Origin of the sequence: Amylibacter sp. SFDW26 (assembly GCF_009184395.1) — a bacterium.
Taxonomy (GTDB): domain Bacteria; phylum Pseudomonadota; class Alphaproteobacteria; order Rhodobacterales; family Rhodobacteraceae; genus Amylibacter.
This window is the reverse complement of record NZ_WEIC01000005.1, coordinates 1-18,022: the sequence shown is the minus strand read 5'-3', so window position 1 is coordinate 18,022 and position 18,022 is coordinate 1. Positions and strand designations below refer to the sequence as shown.

The 18,022-nt window shown below is 44.4% G+C and carries 20 protein-coding genes and 1 pseudogene; 12 read left to right on the top strand and 9 right to left on the bottom strand.

Features of this window, described 5'->3' with window-relative positions; all coding sequences use genetic code 11:
• Window positions 1–2 precede the first annotated feature (2 nt).
• Both F9L33_RS15960 and F9L33_RS15955 read left to right on the top strand, forming a co-directional pair.
• Window positions 3–1,667, top strand: a pseudogene (locus F9L33_RS15960) (FAD-dependent oxidoreductase); the annotation flags it as partial.
• Between the two features lie 99 nt (window positions 1,668–1,766).
• Entirely contained in the window at window positions 1,767–2,315 is a 549-nt protein-coding gene (locus tag F9L33_RS15955; protein ID WP_226804148.1) for a peroxiredoxin, read from the top strand.
• A gap of 384 nt (window positions 2,316–2,699) precedes the next feature.
• Here F9L33_RS15955 and F9L33_RS13200 read toward each other — a convergent pair whose 3' ends face one another.
• Complete coding sequence (locus F9L33_RS13200) at window positions 2,700–2,990, bottom strand: hypothetical protein (protein WP_152143276.1); 291 nt, start codon at window positions 2,988–2,990, stop codon at window positions 2,700–2,702.
• A gap of 170 nt (window positions 2,991–3,160) precedes the next feature.
• On the opposite strand from F9L33_RS13200, the gene F9L33_RS13195 reads away from it, so the two are divergent.
• Window positions 3,161–3,604, top strand: a complete 444-nt coding sequence (locus F9L33_RS13195; protein ID WP_152143275.1) for a VOC family protein — start codon at window positions 3,161–3,163, stop codon at window positions 3,602–3,604.
• Window positions 3,598–4,671, top strand: coding sequence for a PQQ-dependent sugar dehydrogenase (locus F9L33_RS13190; RefSeq protein WP_152143274.1), 1,074 nt, complete (start codon window positions 3,598–3,600; stop codon window positions 4,669–4,671). The genes F9L33_RS13195 and F9L33_RS13190 overlap by 7 nt, the downstream gene beginning before the upstream one ends.
• 9 nt (window positions 4,672–4,680) lie before the next feature.
• On the opposite strand, the gene F9L33_RS13185 is transcribed toward F9L33_RS13190, so the two are convergent.
• The 4 genes from F9L33_RS13185 to F9L33_RS13170 form a co-directional block, all read right to left on the bottom strand.
• Complete coding sequence (locus F9L33_RS13185; protein ID WP_152143273.1) at window positions 4,681–4,923, bottom strand: hypothetical protein; 243 nt, start codon at window positions 4,921–4,923, stop codon at window positions 4,681–4,683.
• Between the two features lie 180 nt (window positions 4,924–5,103).
• Window positions 5,104–5,886 (bottom strand): 3-hydroxybutyrate dehydrogenase, encoded by a 783-nt coding sequence (locus F9L33_RS13180; RefSeq protein WP_152143272.1) that lies wholly within the window; start codon window positions 5,884–5,886, stop codon window positions 5,104–5,106.
• A 55-nt stretch (window positions 5,887–5,941) separates the two neighbouring features.
• Window positions 5,942–8,356, bottom strand: a complete 2,415-nt coding sequence (locus F9L33_RS13175; RefSeq protein WP_152143271.1) for an FAD-dependent oxidoreductase — start codon at window positions 8,354–8,356, stop codon at window positions 5,942–5,944.
• 24 nt (window positions 8,357–8,380) lie between these two features.
• Window positions 8,381–9,370 carry a GlxA family transcriptional regulator gene (locus tag F9L33_RS13170; protein WP_152143270.1) on the bottom strand — a complete coding sequence of 330 codons (990 nt, stop codon included), beginning with the start codon at window positions 9,368–9,370 and terminating at the stop codon, window positions 8,381–8,383.
• Between the two features lie 219 nt (window positions 9,371–9,589).
• On the opposite strand from F9L33_RS13170, the gene F9L33_RS13165 reads away from it, so the two are divergent.
• Complete coding sequence (locus tag F9L33_RS13165) at window positions 9,590–10,960, top strand: class II 3-deoxy-7-phosphoheptulonate synthase (RefSeq protein WP_152143269.1); 1,371 nt, start codon at window positions 9,590–9,592, stop codon at window positions 10,958–10,960.
• Window position 10,961: 1 nt separating this feature from the next.
• Here the strand turns inward: F9L33_RS13165 and F9L33_RS13160 are convergent, their stop codons facing one another.
• Window positions 10,962–11,588: a PAS domain-containing protein gene (locus F9L33_RS13160; protein ID WP_193222047.1), complete on the bottom strand. Its 627-nt coding sequence runs from the start codon at window positions 11,586–11,588 to the stop codon at window positions 10,962–10,964.
• A 151-nt stretch (window positions 11,589–11,739) separates the two neighbouring features.
• Here F9L33_RS13160 and F9L33_RS13155 point away from each other — a divergent pair, with 151 nt between their 5' ends.
• Genes F9L33_RS13155 through F9L33_RS13140 form a run of 4 tightly spaced genes read left to right on the top strand, consistent with a single transcriptional unit; the run spans window position 11,740 to window position 14,326 of the window.
• Entirely contained in the window at window positions 11,740–12,621 is an 882-nt protein-coding gene (locus F9L33_RS13155; protein ID WP_152143267.1) for a YicC/YloC family endoribonuclease, read from the top strand.
• A 2-nt stretch (window positions 12,622–12,623) separates the two neighbouring features.
• Window positions 12,624–13,271 (top strand): guanylate kinase, encoded by a 648-nt coding sequence (gene gmk, locus F9L33_RS13150; protein WP_152143266.1) that lies wholly within the window; start codon window positions 12,624–12,626, stop codon window positions 13,269–13,271.
• Window positions 13,268–13,795 carry a gamma carbonic anhydrase family protein gene (locus F9L33_RS13145; RefSeq protein WP_152143265.1) on the top strand — a complete coding sequence of 176 codons (528 nt, stop codon included), beginning with the start codon at window positions 13,268–13,270 and terminating at the stop codon, window positions 13,793–13,795. Before gmk ends, F9L33_RS13145 begins: the two co-directional genes overlap by 4 nt.
• 21 nt (window positions 13,796–13,816) lie before the next feature.
• Window positions 13,817–14,326, top strand: coding sequence for a hypothetical protein (locus tag F9L33_RS13140; protein ID WP_152143264.1), 510 nt, complete (start codon window positions 13,817–13,819; stop codon window positions 14,324–14,326).
• On the opposite strand, the gene F9L33_RS13135 is transcribed toward F9L33_RS13140, so the two are convergent.
• On the bottom strand, window positions 14,313–14,915 hold the full coding sequence (locus F9L33_RS13135; protein ID WP_152143263.1) for a histidine phosphotransferase family protein: 603 nt from the start codon (window positions 14,913–14,915) through the stop codon (window positions 14,313–14,315). The two genes, F9L33_RS13140 and F9L33_RS13135, sit on opposite strands and share 14 nt — an antisense overlap.
• 32 nt (window positions 14,916–14,947) lie before the next feature.
• Here F9L33_RS13135 and F9L33_RS13130 point away from each other — a divergent pair, with 32 nt between their 5' ends.
• Genes F9L33_RS13130 through F9L33_RS13120 form a run of 3 tightly spaced genes read left to right on the top strand, consistent with a single transcriptional unit; the run spans window position 14,948 to window position 16,840 of the window.
• Window positions 14,948–15,124 carry a DUF3553 domain-containing protein gene (locus tag F9L33_RS13130; RefSeq protein WP_152143262.1) on the top strand — a complete coding sequence of 59 codons (177 nt, stop codon included), beginning with the start codon at window positions 14,948–14,950 and terminating at the stop codon, window positions 15,122–15,124.
• A 49-nt stretch (window positions 15,125–15,173) separates the two neighbouring features.
• Window positions 15,174–16,028: a GNAT family N-acetyltransferase gene (locus F9L33_RS13125; protein WP_370452130.1), complete on the top strand. Its 855-nt coding sequence runs from the start codon at window positions 15,174–15,176 to the stop codon at window positions 16,026–16,028.
• Window positions 16,025–16,840 (top strand): 1-acyl-sn-glycerol-3-phosphate acyltransferase, encoded by an 816-nt coding sequence (locus F9L33_RS13120; protein ID WP_152143261.1) that lies wholly within the window; start codon window positions 16,025–16,027, stop codon window positions 16,838–16,840. The genes F9L33_RS13125 and F9L33_RS13120 overlap by 4 nt, the downstream gene beginning before the upstream one ends.
• A gap of 53 nt (window positions 16,841–16,893) precedes the next feature.
• Here F9L33_RS13120 and F9L33_RS13115 read toward each other — a convergent pair whose 3' ends face one another.
• Both F9L33_RS13115 and F9L33_RS13110 read right to left on the bottom strand, forming a co-directional pair.
• Complete coding sequence (locus tag F9L33_RS13115) at window positions 16,894–17,322, bottom strand: hypothetical protein (protein WP_152143260.1); 429 nt, start codon at window positions 17,320–17,322, stop codon at window positions 16,894–16,896.
• A 9-nt stretch (window positions 17,323–17,331) separates the two neighbouring features.
• Window positions 17,332–17,637, bottom strand: a complete 306-nt coding sequence (locus F9L33_RS13110) for a hypothetical protein (protein ID WP_152143259.1) — start codon at window positions 17,635–17,637, stop codon at window positions 17,332–17,334.
• Between the last annotated feature and the right edge of the window lie 385 nt (window positions 17,638–18,022).

Below are 18,022 nucleotides of genomic sequence, written 5' to 3'. Positions count from 1 at the left end.
TCATGCAGATAGTCATAAACATTGAAACAACCGAAATTGACCGGTCATTGTTTGCGACGCCAAATACCCACTGGATAAAAACATCCAGTGGGTATGAAGGCGAAAAAAAGCTGCTTAACAACCTTATTATGCAAGGAGCAAAGGGGTTAATTTGTAGCGTACCGCCCTCAAAAGCAGTCGTAGAACAATGGTTATCAAATGCTGAAGATGATGTATTTATTGCACACCCAGGTCTGCCAAAGCAAACATATCCCAAAGGAGTTATTTTTCAGAAAGTAGAAATTAGTAATGAAGGTCTTGGTGTTGCTTTAAGTAGTATGGAGCAATGGTTCTTGAAACATTCTACGCGTTTAGCAATGCCTGATATATTGACTGGTAAATCCGTTATGCTTGTTGGTGCGGGGATTACTAATCTTATTCTTGCTTTGCAGCTCTTAGATAATGGCTACAACGTAGATATATTTGATCAAGCGCCAAAACCAGGTAACGGTCATTGGAGTGAACATGGTTGCTCTAATGGCGGCGGCGATGCGCGAATGTTCACTTTAACAGAAATGGATAATTACAATATTAAGGACAGGCTTTGCCAAAAAAACCCTATTTTTGAAAATAATATCTCAAGCGGGGGCTGGCTTATTCAAGATGATATCAGAGAGAATGGAAAGCAGCATGAGTGGTTGGACACCCATAACTCCATTCCACCATGGTTAGCATCTGTTTATAGCGAAGATATCTATCAGCTTAATGCTGCTGCCGAACCTTTGTGGATTGATCTTGTAAGTAATCATAATGAGATTTTTCAAGATGTTGTACATAGGGATGGAATATTACGCTTGTATAATACGCCACAACAGTTCGAATGGGACATTGTGCGTCAGGATAAATTGGGCGCTTTGCTAGATACTTATGACATTACTTACATAAAAGAGAATTTCCCCTCATTGAAAATGGCCTGCGAAAAAGGTAAAATTGCAGGTGGTATTTTAGTCAAAGGTTTCACTGTAAATGTACATAAATTCGTTCAAAAACTAGTTGAGCTTATTACGGATAAGGGTGCCAAACTACATTGGAACACGCAAATTGATAAAGTGTTGCGTACTAAGCATAACGTTGTTGCAGGATTATTGACTGGCGATACTCTATTACAATCAGATCATTATGTAATCTCACCAGGTGTTTATGGTAATGAGCTCTTGCAGCATACACCGTGTGAGGGGAAAATTCATGGCGTCTTAGGTGCATGGTTGGAAATTCCTAATCACAAGCGATTGCCATTGCAAAAATCACTCAAACTTGCGCGCAAAGGTCATTTGGCAGAAGATTCAAATATAACTGTTGCCTGTAATAGCCGTGGTCATAATGCTTTAATAATCGGTTCTGGTTATGGGTATGTTGGAGATGTCAGTGAGCAAAAACAGTATGAGCAATTGATAAATCAAAATCAGTTGGATGTATTATATGATGCATTAAAAGATACTGCTGAAGAATACTTTGGAGATTGTTTGCCAGAAGGCGCTGATGATTTTCAGCCAAACTATAAATATTGCATTCGGCCTTGGACCGCTACTTCACTTGGTTTGTATCATAGTGAAGTGTGTTCGTCAGGGGGCACATTTATTGTTTCTGGCGGACATAATACTGGCGGATTTGCTCAAGCGCCTATTATCGCGGATGCCGTATTGGCTACTCTCAAAGGGGAACAGCATCCCCTTCATTTTATCTACCACCCTGAAAGAAATCATAATTTTACAAGGAAATACTTAACTATGAAAACAGGATTAAAACTTCCAAGTGTCACATTTAAAACGCGTGTTCGTGACGATACAATCAAATCAGATAATCCATTTAGATGGCTAGATAAAACGACATCAGAATATTTTGATGGAAAACGTGTTGTGTTGTTCTCATTACCAGGGGCGTTTACGCCAACATGCTCTACGTATCAACTTCCTGGTTTTGAGGAAAATTTTACAAGATTTAATGAGAAAGGTATTGATGAAATTTATTGTATGTCTGTTAATGACAGTTTCGTAATGAATAAATGGGCTGAGCAACAGAAGATTACCAATGTAAAGGTTATCCCTGATGGGTCTGGAGAGTTCACCCGTAAAATTGGAATGTTGGTTCAAAAAGATAATTTAGGTTTTGGTCTGCGTTCGTGGCGTTATGCAGCTATCGTAAATAATGGTGTGATTGAAGCTTGGTTCGAGGAACCTGGGCGTTCAGACAATCATTCCGAAGACCCTTATGGTGAAAGCGCCCCTGATATGATTTTAAAATATTTAAGTTCGTCATCAACAATCGCAGCCGAGTAATTTAAAAACTGCGCAAGGCATTTAGATAATTTAAATGCCTTGTCTTCATAATTGATAATGTTGTTATAATTTGACCTTATGTTTTGATTATGGATGAAAAAACATTATTATATGATCAGATTGCTTGAGGATTAATAAATTTTGCGCGATTTTGAATAAATGAGTGAGAATTACTGATAATGGGGATGTTCATATCCTTCCCTACATTGACTGAACAGATAGCAATTACTGCACGGATGGTGCACAGAAGATCTCGTAAATCTATGAGTTATTTACTCTTTCTCTCCAGTCCATCATGGGGGCGACGCTGAGGATGTGTTTGGCTGTTTTCTGCATAAATCGACCTATAACATGCGCGTTCACAAGAGCAAGATATGGGAAGTGCTATTTGAACTTGTTTTTTGCTCGTTCAATTAGAGCGTTTTTTGCATTTTCAAAGCCATAAGCGATCAATAACCCAAGACCAATCGCTGGTAAATCTACTGTTTGAGCAAGGCTTGGCAGGCCAATGAAAATCTGCAACAGCAGCCATAATATGACGCCAATCATTGCAATACCAGACAAAAGGATAAGGGGCCTTTGTAGCGGGTTTTGCGACACAGGCAATTTGGATGCGATCCATATAACGGCCATGCCGATGCAGAATGCGAGTGTGACCGTCTGATAAAAACCCATGATTTCCCCCGTTTTGTTGAAAATACCCATACACGAGTTCTATCGCAAGCATGATCCTTTCAGTGGATATACGGATAGGGGGGGGAATTCATTGGTGAAACTCCGCCGAAGTCATTGGACAAAGGTAAACACGTGGATATGATGTTGGTGAATATTACAGGAGATATGGTATGAAATTTTTACATACAATGGTGCGCGTCAGTGATTTAGACGCGTCTTTGGATTTTTGGTGCAACAAATTTGGATTGATCGAACGCAGTCGCACTGAATATCCGGAAGGTAAATTTACATTGGTGTTCTTAACGGCATCAGAAGACGAAGAAAGCTCCTCGGAACATCATGCCCCTGAATTAGAGCTGACGTATAATTGGAACAGCGATGAAAAATTGGAAACAGGGCGTAGTTGGGGCCATTTGGCCTATTCAGTGCCAAATATATACGAAGCCTGTAATGATTTACTGAACAAAGGTGTTACGATCAATCGCCCCCCACGTGATGGGCGAATGGCGTTTATTAAGTCGCCAGATAATGTATCAATTGAACTGCTTCAGCAAGGTGATGCCTTGCAACCGACAGAACCCTGGGCCTCTATGGATAATGTGGGTGAATGGTGAAAACTGGGCACATCATTTTACAAATTTGTACGGGGATATTCCTTTCAACAGGCATGTCCGTTGCTGATGTGATGCGGCATGACAGTGGAACTGTCAAAATTGAACCAGTTTTAGATGATCTATACGCCCCTTGGGCCGTTGGTGTTCTGCCTGATGGTGGCCTGTTGATTACAGAACGTGATGGCGTTTTGATCCATTTTAAGAATGGCAAGCGGCAAGAGGTCTCTGGTGTGCCAAAGGTTTGGGCCAGTGGGCAAGGTGGATTACTGGATGTGGTTATTGCACGTGATTTCTCCAAGACCCGCAAAGTTTATCTGACCTATGCGGAACCCCGTAAAGGCGGCGCTGGGACGGCATTGGGAACCGCACGGCTGTCCGCTGATGGCACCCAAATTTCTGATTTTAAGGTTCTATACCGTCAAATACATGCCAGTAAAGCGGGGCGTCACTTTGGATCGCGCGTGGTCGAAGGCAAAGATGGTTTTCTATATGTCACGGTTGGTGATCGTGGTGACCGCCCCAAAGCGCAAAGCTTGCAGCACCATAATGGCAAGGTTATTCGGGTAAATCCAAATGGTGGCGGTGAAATCTATTCAATCGGCCACCGGAACCCCCAAGGCGCTACTCTGGACTTACAAGGCCAGTTATGGACAGTGGCCCATGGTGCTAAAGGCGGCGATGAGGTTAACAAACCTGAACGCGGCAAAAACTATGGTTGGCCTGTAATTTCATACGGTATTCATTACAGGGGTGGTAAAATCGGCGAAGGCACACATAAAGATGGGATGGAACAGCCCAAGTTTTATTGGGATCCGTCTATCGCCCCCTCTGGTATGATGATCTATTCGGGTAAACTTTGGCCTGAATGGAAAGGTGACATCTTTGTGGGCTCACTCAAATTCGATATGATTTCACGTCTTGAACGCAAAGGGGATAGGATCACGGGTGAGGAACGCTTATTCACCAAGAAATATGACCGTATTCGCGACATTCGCGAAGCCCCAGATGGCTCGATCTATTTCTTGGCCGTTGGCGATGGCGTGCTTTACCGAATGACCCCAAACTAAGCTGGATTATTAACTCAACATTGCAGCACAGCCTTTGTGTGCATTTGGTTGGCCAAGGTGATGTGGATTCAAAATAAGATGCCATGTAGGTGCGTATCCCGGCGCTTGCGCACGTGAGTAAGAACAACCGTTCGCAAGGGTCATATGTTGACCGTATGCATTTGCAGGTGCTGCGCTAATTTTTATATTGTCACCCGAAGAGGGGCCGATGAAATCGGAAATATCTTGGCCCGTGTCAAAACGGTTTATCACAGCTTCACCTGCGCCTCCGCAGTTTGCGAGTACTAGAGTAGAGAGAAGAAGCGGGAGTTTAGAATTAAGGAACATGAGGATACTTTCGTTGTGGAAGGTATCCTCTTAACTAGGGTGGAAATGTTAACGGGTGTTTGTAATTCCTTAGGAATTATAACTCGGATTTATGATGATTTTTCATCAAACAGCCGTCCATCCGCCATCCATGGATATATTCGTCCCCGTGATGCCTTTCGCAGCATCAGAGCATAAATAAACAACCGTGGCTGCAACATCATCCACTTCGATAAAATCTTTGTTTGGGTGTTTCGCCAGAAACCCTTCTAGCTTTGCTTCATCTTCACTAATGCCGCGATCTTTGGCAACGGCATCGATCTGGGCTTGCACCAATGGCGTCAGCACATATCCAGGTGAAACAGCATTCACTGTGACCCCAAATTCAGCCGCTTCTAAAGCGACAGTTTTGGTCAAACCAGCTATACCGTGTTTGGCTGCGACATAAGCCGATTTATAGGGTGATGCGACCAAGGAATGGGCAGATGCCAGATTAATAATACGCCCCCAACCGCGTGACTTCATGCCTGTAATCACAGCTTTGGTCGTGTAAAAAGCAGAGCTTAGGTTAATCGCAATGATCTGTTCCCATTTATCAGCAGGAAAATCTTCGACGGGGCTGACGTGTTGTATGCCTGCATTGTTCATCAGAATATCGACACCGCCCATTTTGGCATCGGCCATTTTAATCATTTCCGCGATCTGATCAGGGTCGGTCATATCTGCATCTGAATAAAACGCACGTTTACCAGATAATTTTTCCAATTCCGCAATCAACGCATCAATGTCAGCTTTGTCGCCAAAACCATTGATCATAATTTGCGCGCCTTCAGCCGCCAATTTCAATGCGATACCACGACCAATCCCACTGGTTGATCCTGTAATTACGGCTGTGCGTCCTGTAAGCATATACATCCCCTTTTTACGTTTAATTTAAAGGTTTTATACAGGTTGAAAAGACCGTTTAACTACGCATGCGGCTGTTTTCTAGGTCGAATAAAACCGTATCCAAACGTGTGGCTTTACACATTTTTCCCAGTATTTCGATTTTCGCAGAAAAATCTGTATCCACCAAATCGCTCGGAATGAACGCAAAAGCGATCGATTTTTGCGCATAATGTGAATAGCCACCAGATGTGCAGAACCCAACGACCTTGCCATCCACCCAAATAGGTTCATATCCACCCACATCGGTATCATCTGCATCCACTTCAAAGGTGCATAAATGACGGGTTGGTCCTGCATCCCGTTCGGCAATTGCAGCGGCTTTACCGATGAAGTCCGCGGGTTTATCGTAAGATGTAAACCGATCCATGCCTGTTTCCGCTGGCAGATAATCTGGACTGAACTCAGCATTCCACGACCCAAACCCTTTGTCCAAGCGCAAAGACATCATGGCGCGCATTCCGAACGGTTTCATATTAAATTCTGCACCAGCTTTTGACAGTGTTTCATACAAAGCAACCTGTTGATTGGCATCGACATAAATCTCATACCCCAGATCACCTGTATAACTGACACGCTGCACAAGGGCAGGGATGCCGCCCAAGTCGATATGTTTTGCATCCATAAACTTAAACGCATCATGGCTGACGTCAGCATTGGTGCAAGCTGCTAAAACATCACGCGCTTTTGGTCCTGCAATTTGAAATCCTATGCGTTTGGTCGAGATGTTTTCAATGCTTACACCATTATCAGTATTCTGTTCGAAATACCGCATATGGATGGCTTGCATCCCGAAAGAGGCTGTTAAAAGGAATTCCTCTTCAGACAGGCAAGTCACTGTAAAATCGCCTAATATCTTACCTCTAGCACTTAACATTGGTGTCAAAGATATACGCCCAACCTTTGGAATACGTCCAGCCATAATACGATCTAACCACGCACGTGATCCCGCACCTGTGACACGGTATTTGCCAAAGTTATGCACTTCATTGATGCCAACAGAATTACGAACGGCCATAACTTCCCGCGCTGTTGCCTCAAACGCGTTTGAGCGGCGGAACGTTGGTGTTTCATAATCTGCCTCACCATCAGCAGCGAAATAATTCACCACTTCCATGCCGAACTGGGCACCAAATACAGCGCCTTGTTCTTTCCAGATGTCATACATCGGCGTGGTGTTCCATTCACGGGCTACGGGCAATTCCTCATTCGGATAAGAGACCGAGAAGCGACGTTGATAATTTTCCACGACTTTCGGGCGTGTGTAATCTGGTGTAATCCAATCACCAAAACGACCCACGTCCATCGCATGAACATCACGTTCTGCCTCACCTTCGATCATCCATTGCGCCAAAGACAGGCCAACACCGCCCCCTTGGCTGAACCCTGCCATAACACCACAAGCAGACCAATAGTTGCGCAGCCCTGGCACAGGGCCAACCAAAGGATTGCCGTCAGGGGCGAATGTGAAGGGGCCATTGATAATGGTTTTGATGCCAGCGCGTTGCAGCACAGGGAAACGGTTGAACGCAAATTCAACGCTTTCAGAAATGCGGTCCAGTTTGTTTTCCAGCAATTCATGCCCGAAATCTTGTGGTGTGCCATCCACAGCCCATGGGTCACAGCGTTGTTCGTAAAAGCCAATACAAATCCCGCGCCCTTCTTGGCGCAGATAACTTTCACCGCCTGGATCCATCACATGTGGCAACTCACTGTCGCGTTCATAAACCTCTGGTGTTTCTTCGGTCACTAAATACTGATGTTCCATCGGGTGAAGCGGCAAATACACACCTGCCATTGCACCAACTTCACGTGCCCATAAACCACCTGCATTCACAATGTGTTCTGCGTGAATGGTGCCTTTTTCCGTCACAACATCCCATGTGCCATCTGCGCGTTGATTGGTTTCTTTCACAGGATTATGGATAACAATCTCTGCCCCACCCATACGCGCAGCCTTGGCATAGGCGTGTGTGGTGCCTGATGGGTCAAGATGGCCATCCAAAGGGTCATATAAACCGCCAATCACACCTTCGATATTGGTGATAGGTGAGATTTTCTGTATCTCGTCTGGCGTCACGATTTCCGTATCCAGCCCCATAAACCGATGTTTAGCACGTTCCGCCAACATCATATCCATACGCTCTGGAGTATCCGCCAAAGTCACACCACCCACATGGTGTAAGCCGCAAGACATGCCTGTCAGCTCTTCCAACTCTTTATACAAACGAATGGTATAGCCTTGTAGAGCAGCCATATTGGTATCGCCGTTCAATGTGTGAAAGCCGCCAGCCGCATGCCATGTCGATCCAGATGTCAGCTCAGACCGTTCCACCAACATCACATCTGACCAACCCAACTTGGTTAGGTGATATAGAACGGAACAGCCAACAACGCCGCCTCCGATAACACAAACTCTTGTTGTTTTTTTCATCGGCGTTGCTCCTGATGGTCTGGATTACTGTGGTCGGTTGGGTACGGCCCCACGCTCGCGGTACGGCGTGGTTTCATATTGCGTTCGGTAGCATTTGGAAAAATGCGAAGGCGAGGCAAAGCCGCAAGCAAGGGCGACATTGATCACGGACATATCCGTTTGCATCAGCAAATTACGTGCTTTTTGCAGGCGTAATTCCATGTAATAGCGTTTGGGTGAGCGGTCCAAATAGCGGCGGAACAAGCGTTCCAATTGGCGCGTCGACATACCTACATCTGTTGCCAAGTTGGATGGTGAAATCGGTTCTTCGATATTTTGTTCCATCATTTGAATGACTTTGGACAATTTTGGATGGCGGACACCAATACGCGTTGGAATAGACAAGCGCGGTTCATCATGCTCGGTACGCATCGAGTTATAGATCATCTGATCGGCACACCAATTTGTAATCTCTGGGCCGTGATCATCGCCTATTAACTTTAACATCAAATCCACAGAAGCAGTCCCACCTGCAGATGTAAAGCGATTGCCTTCTGCCGTGAAAACGCTTTTGACCAGTTCCACATCTGGGAACTCTTCTTCGAAACTGTCGTAGTTTTCCCAATGGATGGTGCATTTTTTGTTGTTCAACAATCCAGCGGCTGCCAATGAATAGGATGCGGTACACAAACCACCTACAGCCATGCCTTTACGTGCTTCGCGGCGCAACCAGTTTAAAACAGGGCGTGTGGTGTTCTCTTTGATATTAACGCCACCACACACAATGATTGTATCATTACGGTTCAGTTCGCCCAAACTGCCACTGACACTCACTTCAATATTGCTGGATGTCACAGCTGTGCCACCTGTTTCGGACACCAATGTCCATGAATAAAGCGGCTTGTCGTTAAAGCTGTTTGCCAAGCGCAAGGGTTCTATGGCGCTGGTGAAAGCGATCATAGAGAATTGATCCAGCAGCAAAAACACAAAGTTTTTCGTGGGCGTAGTGGCTATCGTGGCTTCTACAGGCGACATGGGCAATTGTCCAAAAAGGTGACGAATCAACCGTTAACAAGATTATTCAGCAAGCTAGAGCAAAAAGTTTAAACCCAAGCAAGCATTTACGTACATTCATCTAAAAAATGTAATATGTGATAGTTTCATCCTAGGCGTCTGTGATTGCAAATGTCCACTAGAATCCCTTGTAAAATTGTTCTATGGGAGTGTTCTGAAAATTTATTATGGAGAAGGCCAATGACCATGGCTTGGGACAAAGCGGGATGGCGTTCAAAAGAACGCATCCAAATGCCAGACTACACAGATGCTGCGAAACTCGCAGAGGTAGAGGCGCGCTTGGGTCGTTATCCACCCTTGGTATTTGCAGGGGAAGCCCGTGATCTGCGCTCTAAATTAGCAGCTGCATCACGCGGTGAAGCCTTTCTTTTACAAGGCGGCGATTGCGCAGAAAGTTTCGATGAATTCAACGCTGATTTGATCCGCGACACTTACAAAGTGATGCTACAAATGGCTGTGGTTTTGACATATGGCGCCAAAGTGCCAGTGATCAAAATCGGCCGTGTGGCCGGTCAATTTGCAAAACCACGTTCAGCACCGACTGAAACTGTAGATGGCGTAGAATTACCAAGCTACCGTGGCGATATCATCAATGCTTTGGACTTCACACCAGAAGCTCGTATTCCAAACCCTGACAATATGCTACGTGCCTACACACAGGCTGCTGCATCATTGAACTTGCTACGCGCGTTCAGCCAAGGTGGCTTTGCCGATATTCACCGTGTTCACGAATGGAACCTTGGCTTCGCCAATGCAGCAGGGGCGGCTGATCAATACAAAGTTCTGGCAGATCGTATTTCCGACAGTTTGGATTTTATGAACGCAGCGGGTATCAATTCAGATAACAACCATTCGCTTCACACAGTGGATTTCTACACATCACACGAAGCGTTGTTGCTGGAATATGAAGAAGCATTATGCCGTACTGACAGCACAACTGGTTTGCCAGTTGCTGGTTCTGGTCACATGATTTGGATCGGTGACCGTACACGCCAGCCTGATGGTGCGCATGTTGAATTCTGTCGTGGTGTGCAAAACCCAATCGGTTTGAAATGTGGTCCAACAATCACAACGGATGATCTGTTGAGATTGATTGATAAGCTGAACCCAGAAAACGAAGCAGGTCGTTTGACATTGATTGCACGATTTGGCGCTGGCAATGTTGGTGATCACTTACCAAAATTGATCAAAGCTGTCGAAGCAGAAGGCCGCAATGTTCTTTGGACATGTGACGCAATGCACGGCAACACGATCAAATCATCAACAGGCTTCAAAACTCGCCCATTCGACAGCATCTTGCGCGAAGTACGCGAATTCTTTGCTGTTCACAAAGCCGAAGGTACTGTGCCAGGTGGTGTTCATTTTGAAATGACAGGTAAAGACGTAACAGAATGTACAGGTGGTGTTCGAGCGGTAACAGACGAAGATCTGTCCAGCCGTTACCACACAGCTTGTGATCCACGTCTTAATGCGTCCCAATCGCTTGAATTGGCATTCTTGGTGGCCGAAGAGTTGGAAAACCGTCTGCAAGCACAACGCAAAGCGGGTTAAGCTACTTTACAAGTTTAAGAACAGGCGGTCCTGATCGGGCCGCCTTTTTTATGCGGGGGCGAAACGGTGTTTGAGTTTCTGCCAACTCTAATGCTTTAACAGATGGCGCATTCACCACCCGCTGTGCATTGATGGATAAAATACCCATTCGTGTCGGAAACACAGGTCGATCAGGGTTCGCAATAAGGCATCCTAAAACGCGGCTTACATCATTATTTTCGTCGGATAAGGGCAGTAAAATCAACCTTGCACCTTGGGTTAACTGCATATCAATAATCTCAGACACTTTTTGCAAACGATGTAACGCAGATTGAAAACGATCCCTATCTTGCACGTCGATGATGGCATGTGCGGGCATCCCACGTACTTCCATCCCCATGCAATCGCAGACTTTACTGCCCGCCAAACGAAATTTCAGATCACCATTGGTATGTTGCTCTAGGATGAATGTGTAATTTAGGGCTTTTTTCAACGCGCGTGGATCAACATCTGACCGTTTCGGAACCAAACGACCATTTCTTAAACTTTCCCAATGGCTCAATACCTCATCCGCGATTTTGTCTTTCATTGGCTGTTTGGCTGCGGGCATCTGGAGAATTACACCTGTTTTTGGCTTTGTATTTTGCATTTTCATCGCACCGTTTTAATTTTCGCTTAATTTTAGGTGTTTTATTGAGAAAAGCGTTAAGAGTTGTTATCACTTTATAAACACCCGCTTTGGTGCTTTTTACACAAAATCATCTCAAATGAGAGGTAAAGTTTCATTAATGGTTAATTCGATGACAGGGTTCGCGTCATTAGGCGGCGAATATCAGGGCACACATTGGGTCTGGGAAATACGCAGTGTTAATGGTCGTGGCCTAGACGTTCGCACCCGTTTGCCAGAAGGATTTGATGCAATCGAAAAGTTCGTCAAAGCAGAAACAGCCAAGGCTTGCGCGCGTGGCACTGTGAATATCGGATTGCGAATTAAGCAAGGCGCCGAAGATGCAGCACCTGTTTTGAATGTGGAAAACTTGGATGCTGTGATTGAAGCGGTGAAAACTGCGGAAGAACGCGCATTGAATAAAGGTTTATCGCTGGCTGTGACCCGTGGTGCAGATCTATTATCTGTGCGCGGTGTTATTGAAATGGCGTCCCCGGATAAACAAGATGATGCGGCACTTCAAAAAACGATCAAGTCAGATTTTCAAAAAGTTTTAACTGATTTTACCAAAGCCCGTCAGACCGAGGGCGACAGCCTGAAATCCATCCTTTCGGAACAGGTGGATCAGATTGAGACGTTGAATAAGCAATCCTCTGATATTCTGGCAGAGCGTTCTGATAAAACCAAAGAAGCTTTCCATGCCAACATTCAAAAAATCCTGCAAAATGCAGATGGTGTTGACGAAGCGCGTTTGACGCAAGAATTGGCAATCCTAGCGGTTAAGTCTGATGTCATGGAAGAATTGGACCGTTTGACAGCGCATGTAAATGCGGCACGTGAATTGTTAAAAGCCAAAGGGCCAATTGGTCGTAAATTTGATTTCTTAACACAGGAATTCAACCGCGAAGCCAACACTTTATGTTCTAAAGCAGGACATACAGCGTTGACGCAAATCGGATTAGAGTTAAAAACCGTTATCGACCAGATGCGCGAACAAGTACAGAATGTGGAATAAAAATGACTGAAAACAATCGCCGTGGATTACTGATTATCCTATCGTCGCCATCAGGGGCAGGTAAATCGACATTATCGCGTATGTTATTGGATTGGGACAGTAATTTACAGTTTTCAATATCCGCAACCACGCGCGGCCCGCGTTCTGGCGAACAAGATGGACGCGAATATTACTTTAAAACCCGCGAAGGGTTTGAAGCCATGGTTGCAAGCGGCGATATGCTGGAACACGCTGAAGTTTTCGGAAACTTCTACGGATCTCCACGCGAACCCGTTGAAGATGCCGTAAGCATAGGCAAAGACGTTGTGTTTGATGTGGATTGGCAAGGCGGTCAGCAAATCGGCGAAAGCACAATGAGCGGCGATGTGGTTTCTATCTTTATCTTACCACCGTCCATCGCTGAGCTTGAACGCCGCTTAAACAGCCGTGGTCAAGATAGCGCCGAAGTGGTTGCCAACCGTATGTCAAAGTCCAAAGATGAAATCAGCCATTGGCGTGAATATGAATATTTGATTGTGAACGATGATCTTGAAGCTTCATTTGAAACGTTAAAATCAATCCTGATTGCCGAACGCACAAAACGTGTGCGCCGTAATGATCTGATGGAGCACGTGAACAATCTAAACGCAGAATTTGAGGCTTTATCATGACCCTATATGCATTGGATGGCGTAAAGCCTACAACACCAGAAAGCGGCGATTATTGGGTGGCACCTGACGCTCAAGTCATCGGTAATGTTCATATCCAAGAGGCCGTTGGTATTTGGTTCGGTTGCGCACTGCGCGGCGATAATGAACCAATCACATTGGGCGAAGGGTCGAACATCCAAGAACACACAGTGATCCATACAGACCCAGGCTTTCCTGTGACGATTGGCAAAAATTGTACGATTGGCCACAAGGCAATGATCCATGGTTGCACCATCGGTGATAACACTCTGATTGGGATGGGTGCCACTGTGTTAAATGGTGCTGTGATCGGCAATAACTGTTTGATCGGAGCAGGGGCGTTAATCACAGAAGGTAAGGTTATCCCCGACGGATCAATGGTTGTGGGTATGCCTGGCAAAGTGATCCGAGAATTGGATGAAGCTGCCATTCAACGTCTCACCGTATCTGCAATGATGTACCAATCAAATATGCGCCGTTTCCGTGATGGTTTATCTGTAATCTAAATTTAAACAAAAAGGTTTCTTATGAGATATATTTTAAGATATTACAAAGCGTTTTCTTTAATGTTTTGCCTTCTGATACCGCAAGCAGCTCATGCAAAAGACGCTGATGTTGTTGCTGAAACTATTGCTTTTACAAAGGCATGTGTGAATTCTATCGGTACTAAAAACGCGGCATTGGCTGGACTGGCTGAACGAGGATATAAACAAGCAACTTTGCGAAAAAAGAAAAGCAAATATTGGCTTAAACAAGGTGCATATGATATCAGCGTAAGAGTTGAAAACTGGAAGAAAAATAGCGGTTATACTTTGTGTATTGGAACGTTCTTTTTCACAGAGTATGCGGAAGGCCAAAAAGCATTCCAGACATCTTTAGCTACATTAAAGAAAATGGGTTTCTCTGGTAAACCAGTTAAAGCTTCAAGTGGTGAGAATAAATTTGAGTTTAAACGTGGGCCGCAATTAATAACTGTTATTACAAAACACATTGAAGGCTCTGGGTCTTTAACTGAATTTAGGTTTATTGGGAAGTAATCAAAACGGATAAGTTGTTTTCAGCCTGAGTAAAACGTATCTTATACCCACCATCAGAAAGCATCATTTGGGTTATTGAGTATTGAACGGTAGATGATCCGTTTGATACGTAAAAACGCTGCGAAGCTAAATCAATAACATCTTCTGTTTTGACTTGGTCTCCAATCGCTTCGAACTGCCACCCATCACCATGATCTGAAACTGCGATGGTTCCGCCATAAGGCAGCGTATTTTCCAAACACATCAAAGTGAGAAAACACAGCTTCAAATCTTTACGGCTAAGCGGTGTGTCGACATGCCATTTAACATTCAAGCGACCATTGCCATAATAATGCGCCAATATATCTGCGATCTCAGATATTCCAATAGCACCATCACCTGAAGCATCACCAAAGGTTATGCGTAAAAAACGAACCTTAGCATTGGCCGCTCGCACACTATCGGCAATCAATATCATCTCTGGGGTTTGAGGTATCCCTGAAAGCTCTAGAAGTTCTAAGCCATTACTGATAGCGCCTATAGGGCTGATAAGGTCATGACAAATGCGCGATCCTATATTTGCCGCAATGTCAGATTTCTTATCAAGCATTATATTGACCTTTGCGAAAGTAAGGATACTGCATGAATGATTTTTTGACGCCGGGTGATTTTGTACGCCATCCTACCCAATCCGATTGGGGCTTGGGGCAAGTGCAATCTGTTATTGATGGAAAGATAACAGTGAATTTTGAACATGCAGGAAAAATTGTCATTAAAGGCTCGCGTGTAGAATTACGTCTTGTGATTGATCAAAAATGATATTGATTAAAAGTTAGTTAATTTTTTAATTTTGCAGAGTTATACTTTTGTGGACTTTGGTACAGAATGTTTGCAAGGAATTGAAAAACGCCGTATCAGCAAAACAGGATGGTACATTACGGTTTTAACGATGAAACACGATAGCGCGGAATTCTCAATTAAGCTGGCGGAAACATCTATAGAGATGCAAGCCGCCCAGAAACTGCGATACCGTGTCTTTGTTAAAGAGCTTGGTGGGGTTGTTGATCCAGACTATGCCAAGGATGGTTTGGAATGCGATGCATTTGATGCGCATGTTGATCATTTAATACTTCAAGATAAAACACTGCCAGAAACAGATAATGTAATTGGTGTTTACAGGTTGCTACGAGGGGATGTCGCAAGCAAAGGTATTGGGTTTTACTCTGCATCAGAATTTCATTTGGATAAAATCATTCAATCTGATCGTAAATCATTGGAACTTGGGCGTTCCTGTGTGGATAAACGTTACCGAGGTGGTGCTGCAATGCATCTGTTATGGAGTGCATTGGCGGATTATGTGGCTGCGCACAAGATTGAGATATTGTTTGGCGTGGCGTCTTTTCATGGTACAAATCCCAATGACATTGCTCATGCTCTGTCTTTCCTTCACCATAACTATTTAGCACCAGATGATCTGTGCGTTTCAGCATATGGTAATGATGCAATTTCAATTGATTTACTTGCGATAGAAGACATCAACAGGCCAAAAGCATCAACACAATTGCCCGCACTCATTAAATCCTATCTGCGGTTGGGCGGGACAATTGGCAAAGGCGCTTTTGTGGATCATGCCTTTAACACGATTGATGTTTGTTTGGTTATGGACACAGCACAGATGTCTGAAAAATACAAAGCGTTATACGAACGGGACAGCGCTGCATGATCAGATGGGACGGGGGGGAACCAATCGAATTAGATCGTCCTTCTGGTCTGCAATGGATACGTGTGGTCGTGCGTGCCAGTTTAGGCGTCATCACAATCGCCACACTTATGGTTCCGATGATGCTCTTTCGTGCTGCCGGCGCATGGCGTATCGGTCAACGTATCGTGCGCACAGCATGCTGGATTTGCTTGAAAATCATTGGCTTACCCGTGACAACCAAAGGCAAGCCAATGAAACACGCGGGTGTCGTTGTTGCCAATCATTCATCGTGGTTGGATATTTTAACCTTACACGTCTGCCATAATGTCTTTTTTGCATCCAAAGACGAAGTGAAATCATGGCCCGCAATTGGTTTCATGGCACGATCCGCAGGAACATTATTTATCAAACGCGAACGCACAGATGCCAGACGTCAGCATGACCTGTTTTTAGAACACGCACTAAAGGGTCATAAACTACTGTTCTTTCCAGAGGGCACCAGCACAGATGGCTTGCACGTATTACCGTTTAAATCATCGCTCTTTGGCGCGTTCTTTTCCCCTGACTTGGCTGATCGCATGTGGGTTCAGCCCGTAACAGCGCTTTATTACGGACCAGCAGGAAAACGCCATGACTTTTACGGTTGGTGGGGAGATATGGGACTGCTTGAACATATGGGACATGTGCTATCACAACGCAAACAGGGACGTTTGGAAATCGTATTCCACGAGCCTTTGAAGATCACGGATTACAGTGATCGCAAAAAACTAACCCAAGACGTCTGGCAAGCCGTTGCAGATGGCATGCCGTTTAGGGTGCCTAATGATGCGTAAATAGGTATTTGGTTAAAACGTTTGTATGTCTGCTTTGAGCCCAAACTAGACATTTATAATTTGGAAGAGAGTAACAGTATTGTTTCAGAATCCATATCATTTTGATCTGAGTATTTTAAAGTGATTATCTCATTATCTAACATAAACACGAATTGAGAAAGCTCAGGTTGGTTAAGCTGAGTTCCAATACAACGAGCCGAATTAATAGTTTTTCCTTTTAATTTCCATTTAGAAGTATAGTCCGTTTCCATAGAGACTTTATAACCATCTAAAGCATCATCTTTAGTCATACATTCAGAATAAAACCCAATGCCTGCATCTAAAAAGAACCGGTGCCAAAGGTGGTCATCATCAAGCTTTACTATAATAATTTCTACAGTCTCAGCGCTGTTCACTTCGCCATATGCAAATAATTCAGATATCGTTTTTCCAGCAAAAGTTGGCAATTGAAACTGTGAATCTTGTCGGCCAAATCTTGTCATGGATTATATTCACTCATATATTTTACCAGCATAAATAATATGAGCTGCAGATAGCCATGCATCTTTCGCTGTAGCATCGCTTATTATACTATCGGCTACAGTGGTTTTAGACCAAGCAACAGCTGCCTCGAAAAAATGGATTAAATTTGTATTTTCCCAACCATTAGCATTAGATTCATACGGGCTTGATGGAGTGGTTTTCTCTTGTACTTCAGACATTACTTTATCATCATGCAATGCCTTAAGAAACTCAATAAAACTATCGGCATCACAAACTTTACCGAGTTTATATTCTAGTTTATCTTCATCCATCATTCATTGCCTTGAAAACTAAAAGTAATTCTTATCATTATCAAGAATGAAACAAAACCTGTATTTGCGGACGGCAGCTTTGTCCCCCATTACTGCCATTCGCTAATGTCCGTTATGAGCCCTTACACGACATCCGTAGTGGCCGCGGCATCCGACAATAGGGGCGGAAAAGAGGCATTGCGTTAATAGCAATCTTTTAGTTACCTCATCGTGCCAAAAACAATGGCTTCTGAGCCTAGACAACCTTGGAGCAAGAGGCCTGTGGCTCACTGTCCTACGGGTCGTGCTTACGTGCTACGTAGGGCGCTACGGCACCAAGACAGAGCGTTTTAAGTATATCGCGCTGACGATCTTACGTTTCTTTTGGTTCAAGTTGACTACACGCTTA

What these genes read in the sequence shown, in the direction of transcription:
- F9L33_RS15955 (WP_226804148.1), top strand. Translation starts at nt 1,767, where the DNA reads ATGAAAACAGGATTAAAACTTCCAAGTGTCACATTTAAAACGCGTGTT.
- F9L33_RS13200 (WP_152143276.1), bottom strand. Translation starts at nt 2,990, where the DNA reads ATGGGTTTTTATCAGACGGTCACACTCGCATTCTGCATCGGCATGGCC.
- F9L33_RS13195 (WP_152143275.1), top strand. Translation starts at nt 3,161, where the DNA reads ATGAAATTTTTACATACAATGGTGCGCGTCAGTGATTTAGACGCGTCT.
- F9L33_RS13190 (WP_152143274.1), top strand. Translation starts at nt 3,598, where the DNA reads ATGGTGAAAACTGGGCACATCATTTTACAAATTTGTACGGGGATATTC.
- F9L33_RS13180 (WP_152143272.1), bottom strand. Translation starts at nt 5,886, where the DNA reads ATGCTTACAGGACGCACAGCCGTAATTACAGGATCAACCAGTGGGATT.
- F9L33_RS13175 (WP_152143271.1), bottom strand. Translation starts at nt 8,356, where the DNA reads ATGAAAAAAACAACAAGAGTTTGTGTTATCGGAGGCGGCGTTGTTGGC.
- F9L33_RS13170 (WP_152143270.1), bottom strand. Translation starts at nt 9,370, where the DNA reads ATGTCGCCTGTAGAAGCCACGATAGCCACTACGCCCACGAAAAACTTT.
- F9L33_RS13165 (WP_152143269.1), top strand. Translation starts at nt 9,590, where the DNA reads ATGACCATGGCTTGGGACAAAGCGGGATGGCGTTCAAAAGAACGCATC.
- F9L33_RS13160 (WP_193222047.1), bottom strand. Translation starts at nt 11,588, where the DNA reads ATGCAAAATACAAAGCCAAAAACAGGTGTAATTCTCCAGATGCCCGCA.
- F9L33_RS13155 (WP_152143267.1), top strand. Translation starts at nt 11,740, where the DNA reads ATGACAGGGTTCGCGTCATTAGGCGGCGAATATCAGGGCACACATTGG.
- gmk (WP_152143266.1), top strand. Translation starts at nt 12,624, where the DNA reads ATGACTGAAAACAATCGCCGTGGATTACTGATTATCCTATCGTCGCCA.
- F9L33_RS13145 (WP_152143265.1), top strand. Translation starts at nt 13,268, where the DNA reads ATGACCCTATATGCATTGGATGGCGTAAAGCCTACAACACCAGAAAGC.
- F9L33_RS13140 (WP_152143264.1), top strand. Translation starts at nt 13,817, where the DNA reads ATGAGATATATTTTAAGATATTACAAAGCGTTTTCTTTAATGTTTTGC.
- F9L33_RS13135 (WP_152143263.1), bottom strand. Translation starts at nt 14,915, where the DNA reads ATGCTTGATAAGAAATCTGACATTGCGGCAAATATAGGATCGCGCATT.
- F9L33_RS13130 (WP_152143262.1), top strand. Translation starts at nt 14,948, where the DNA reads ATGAATGATTTTTTGACGCCGGGTGATTTTGTACGCCATCCTACCCAA.
- F9L33_RS13120 (WP_152143261.1), top strand. Translation starts at nt 16,025, where the DNA reads ATGATCAGATGGGACGGGGGGGAACCAATCGAATTAGATCGTCCTTCT.
- F9L33_RS13115 (WP_152143260.1), bottom strand. Translation starts at nt 17,322, where the DNA reads ATGACAAGATTTGGCCGACAAGATTCACAGTTTCAATTGCCAACTTTT.
- F9L33_RS13110 (WP_152143259.1), bottom strand. Translation starts at nt 17,637, where the DNA reads ATGATGGATGAAGATAAACTAGAATATAAACTCGGTAAAGTTTGTGAT.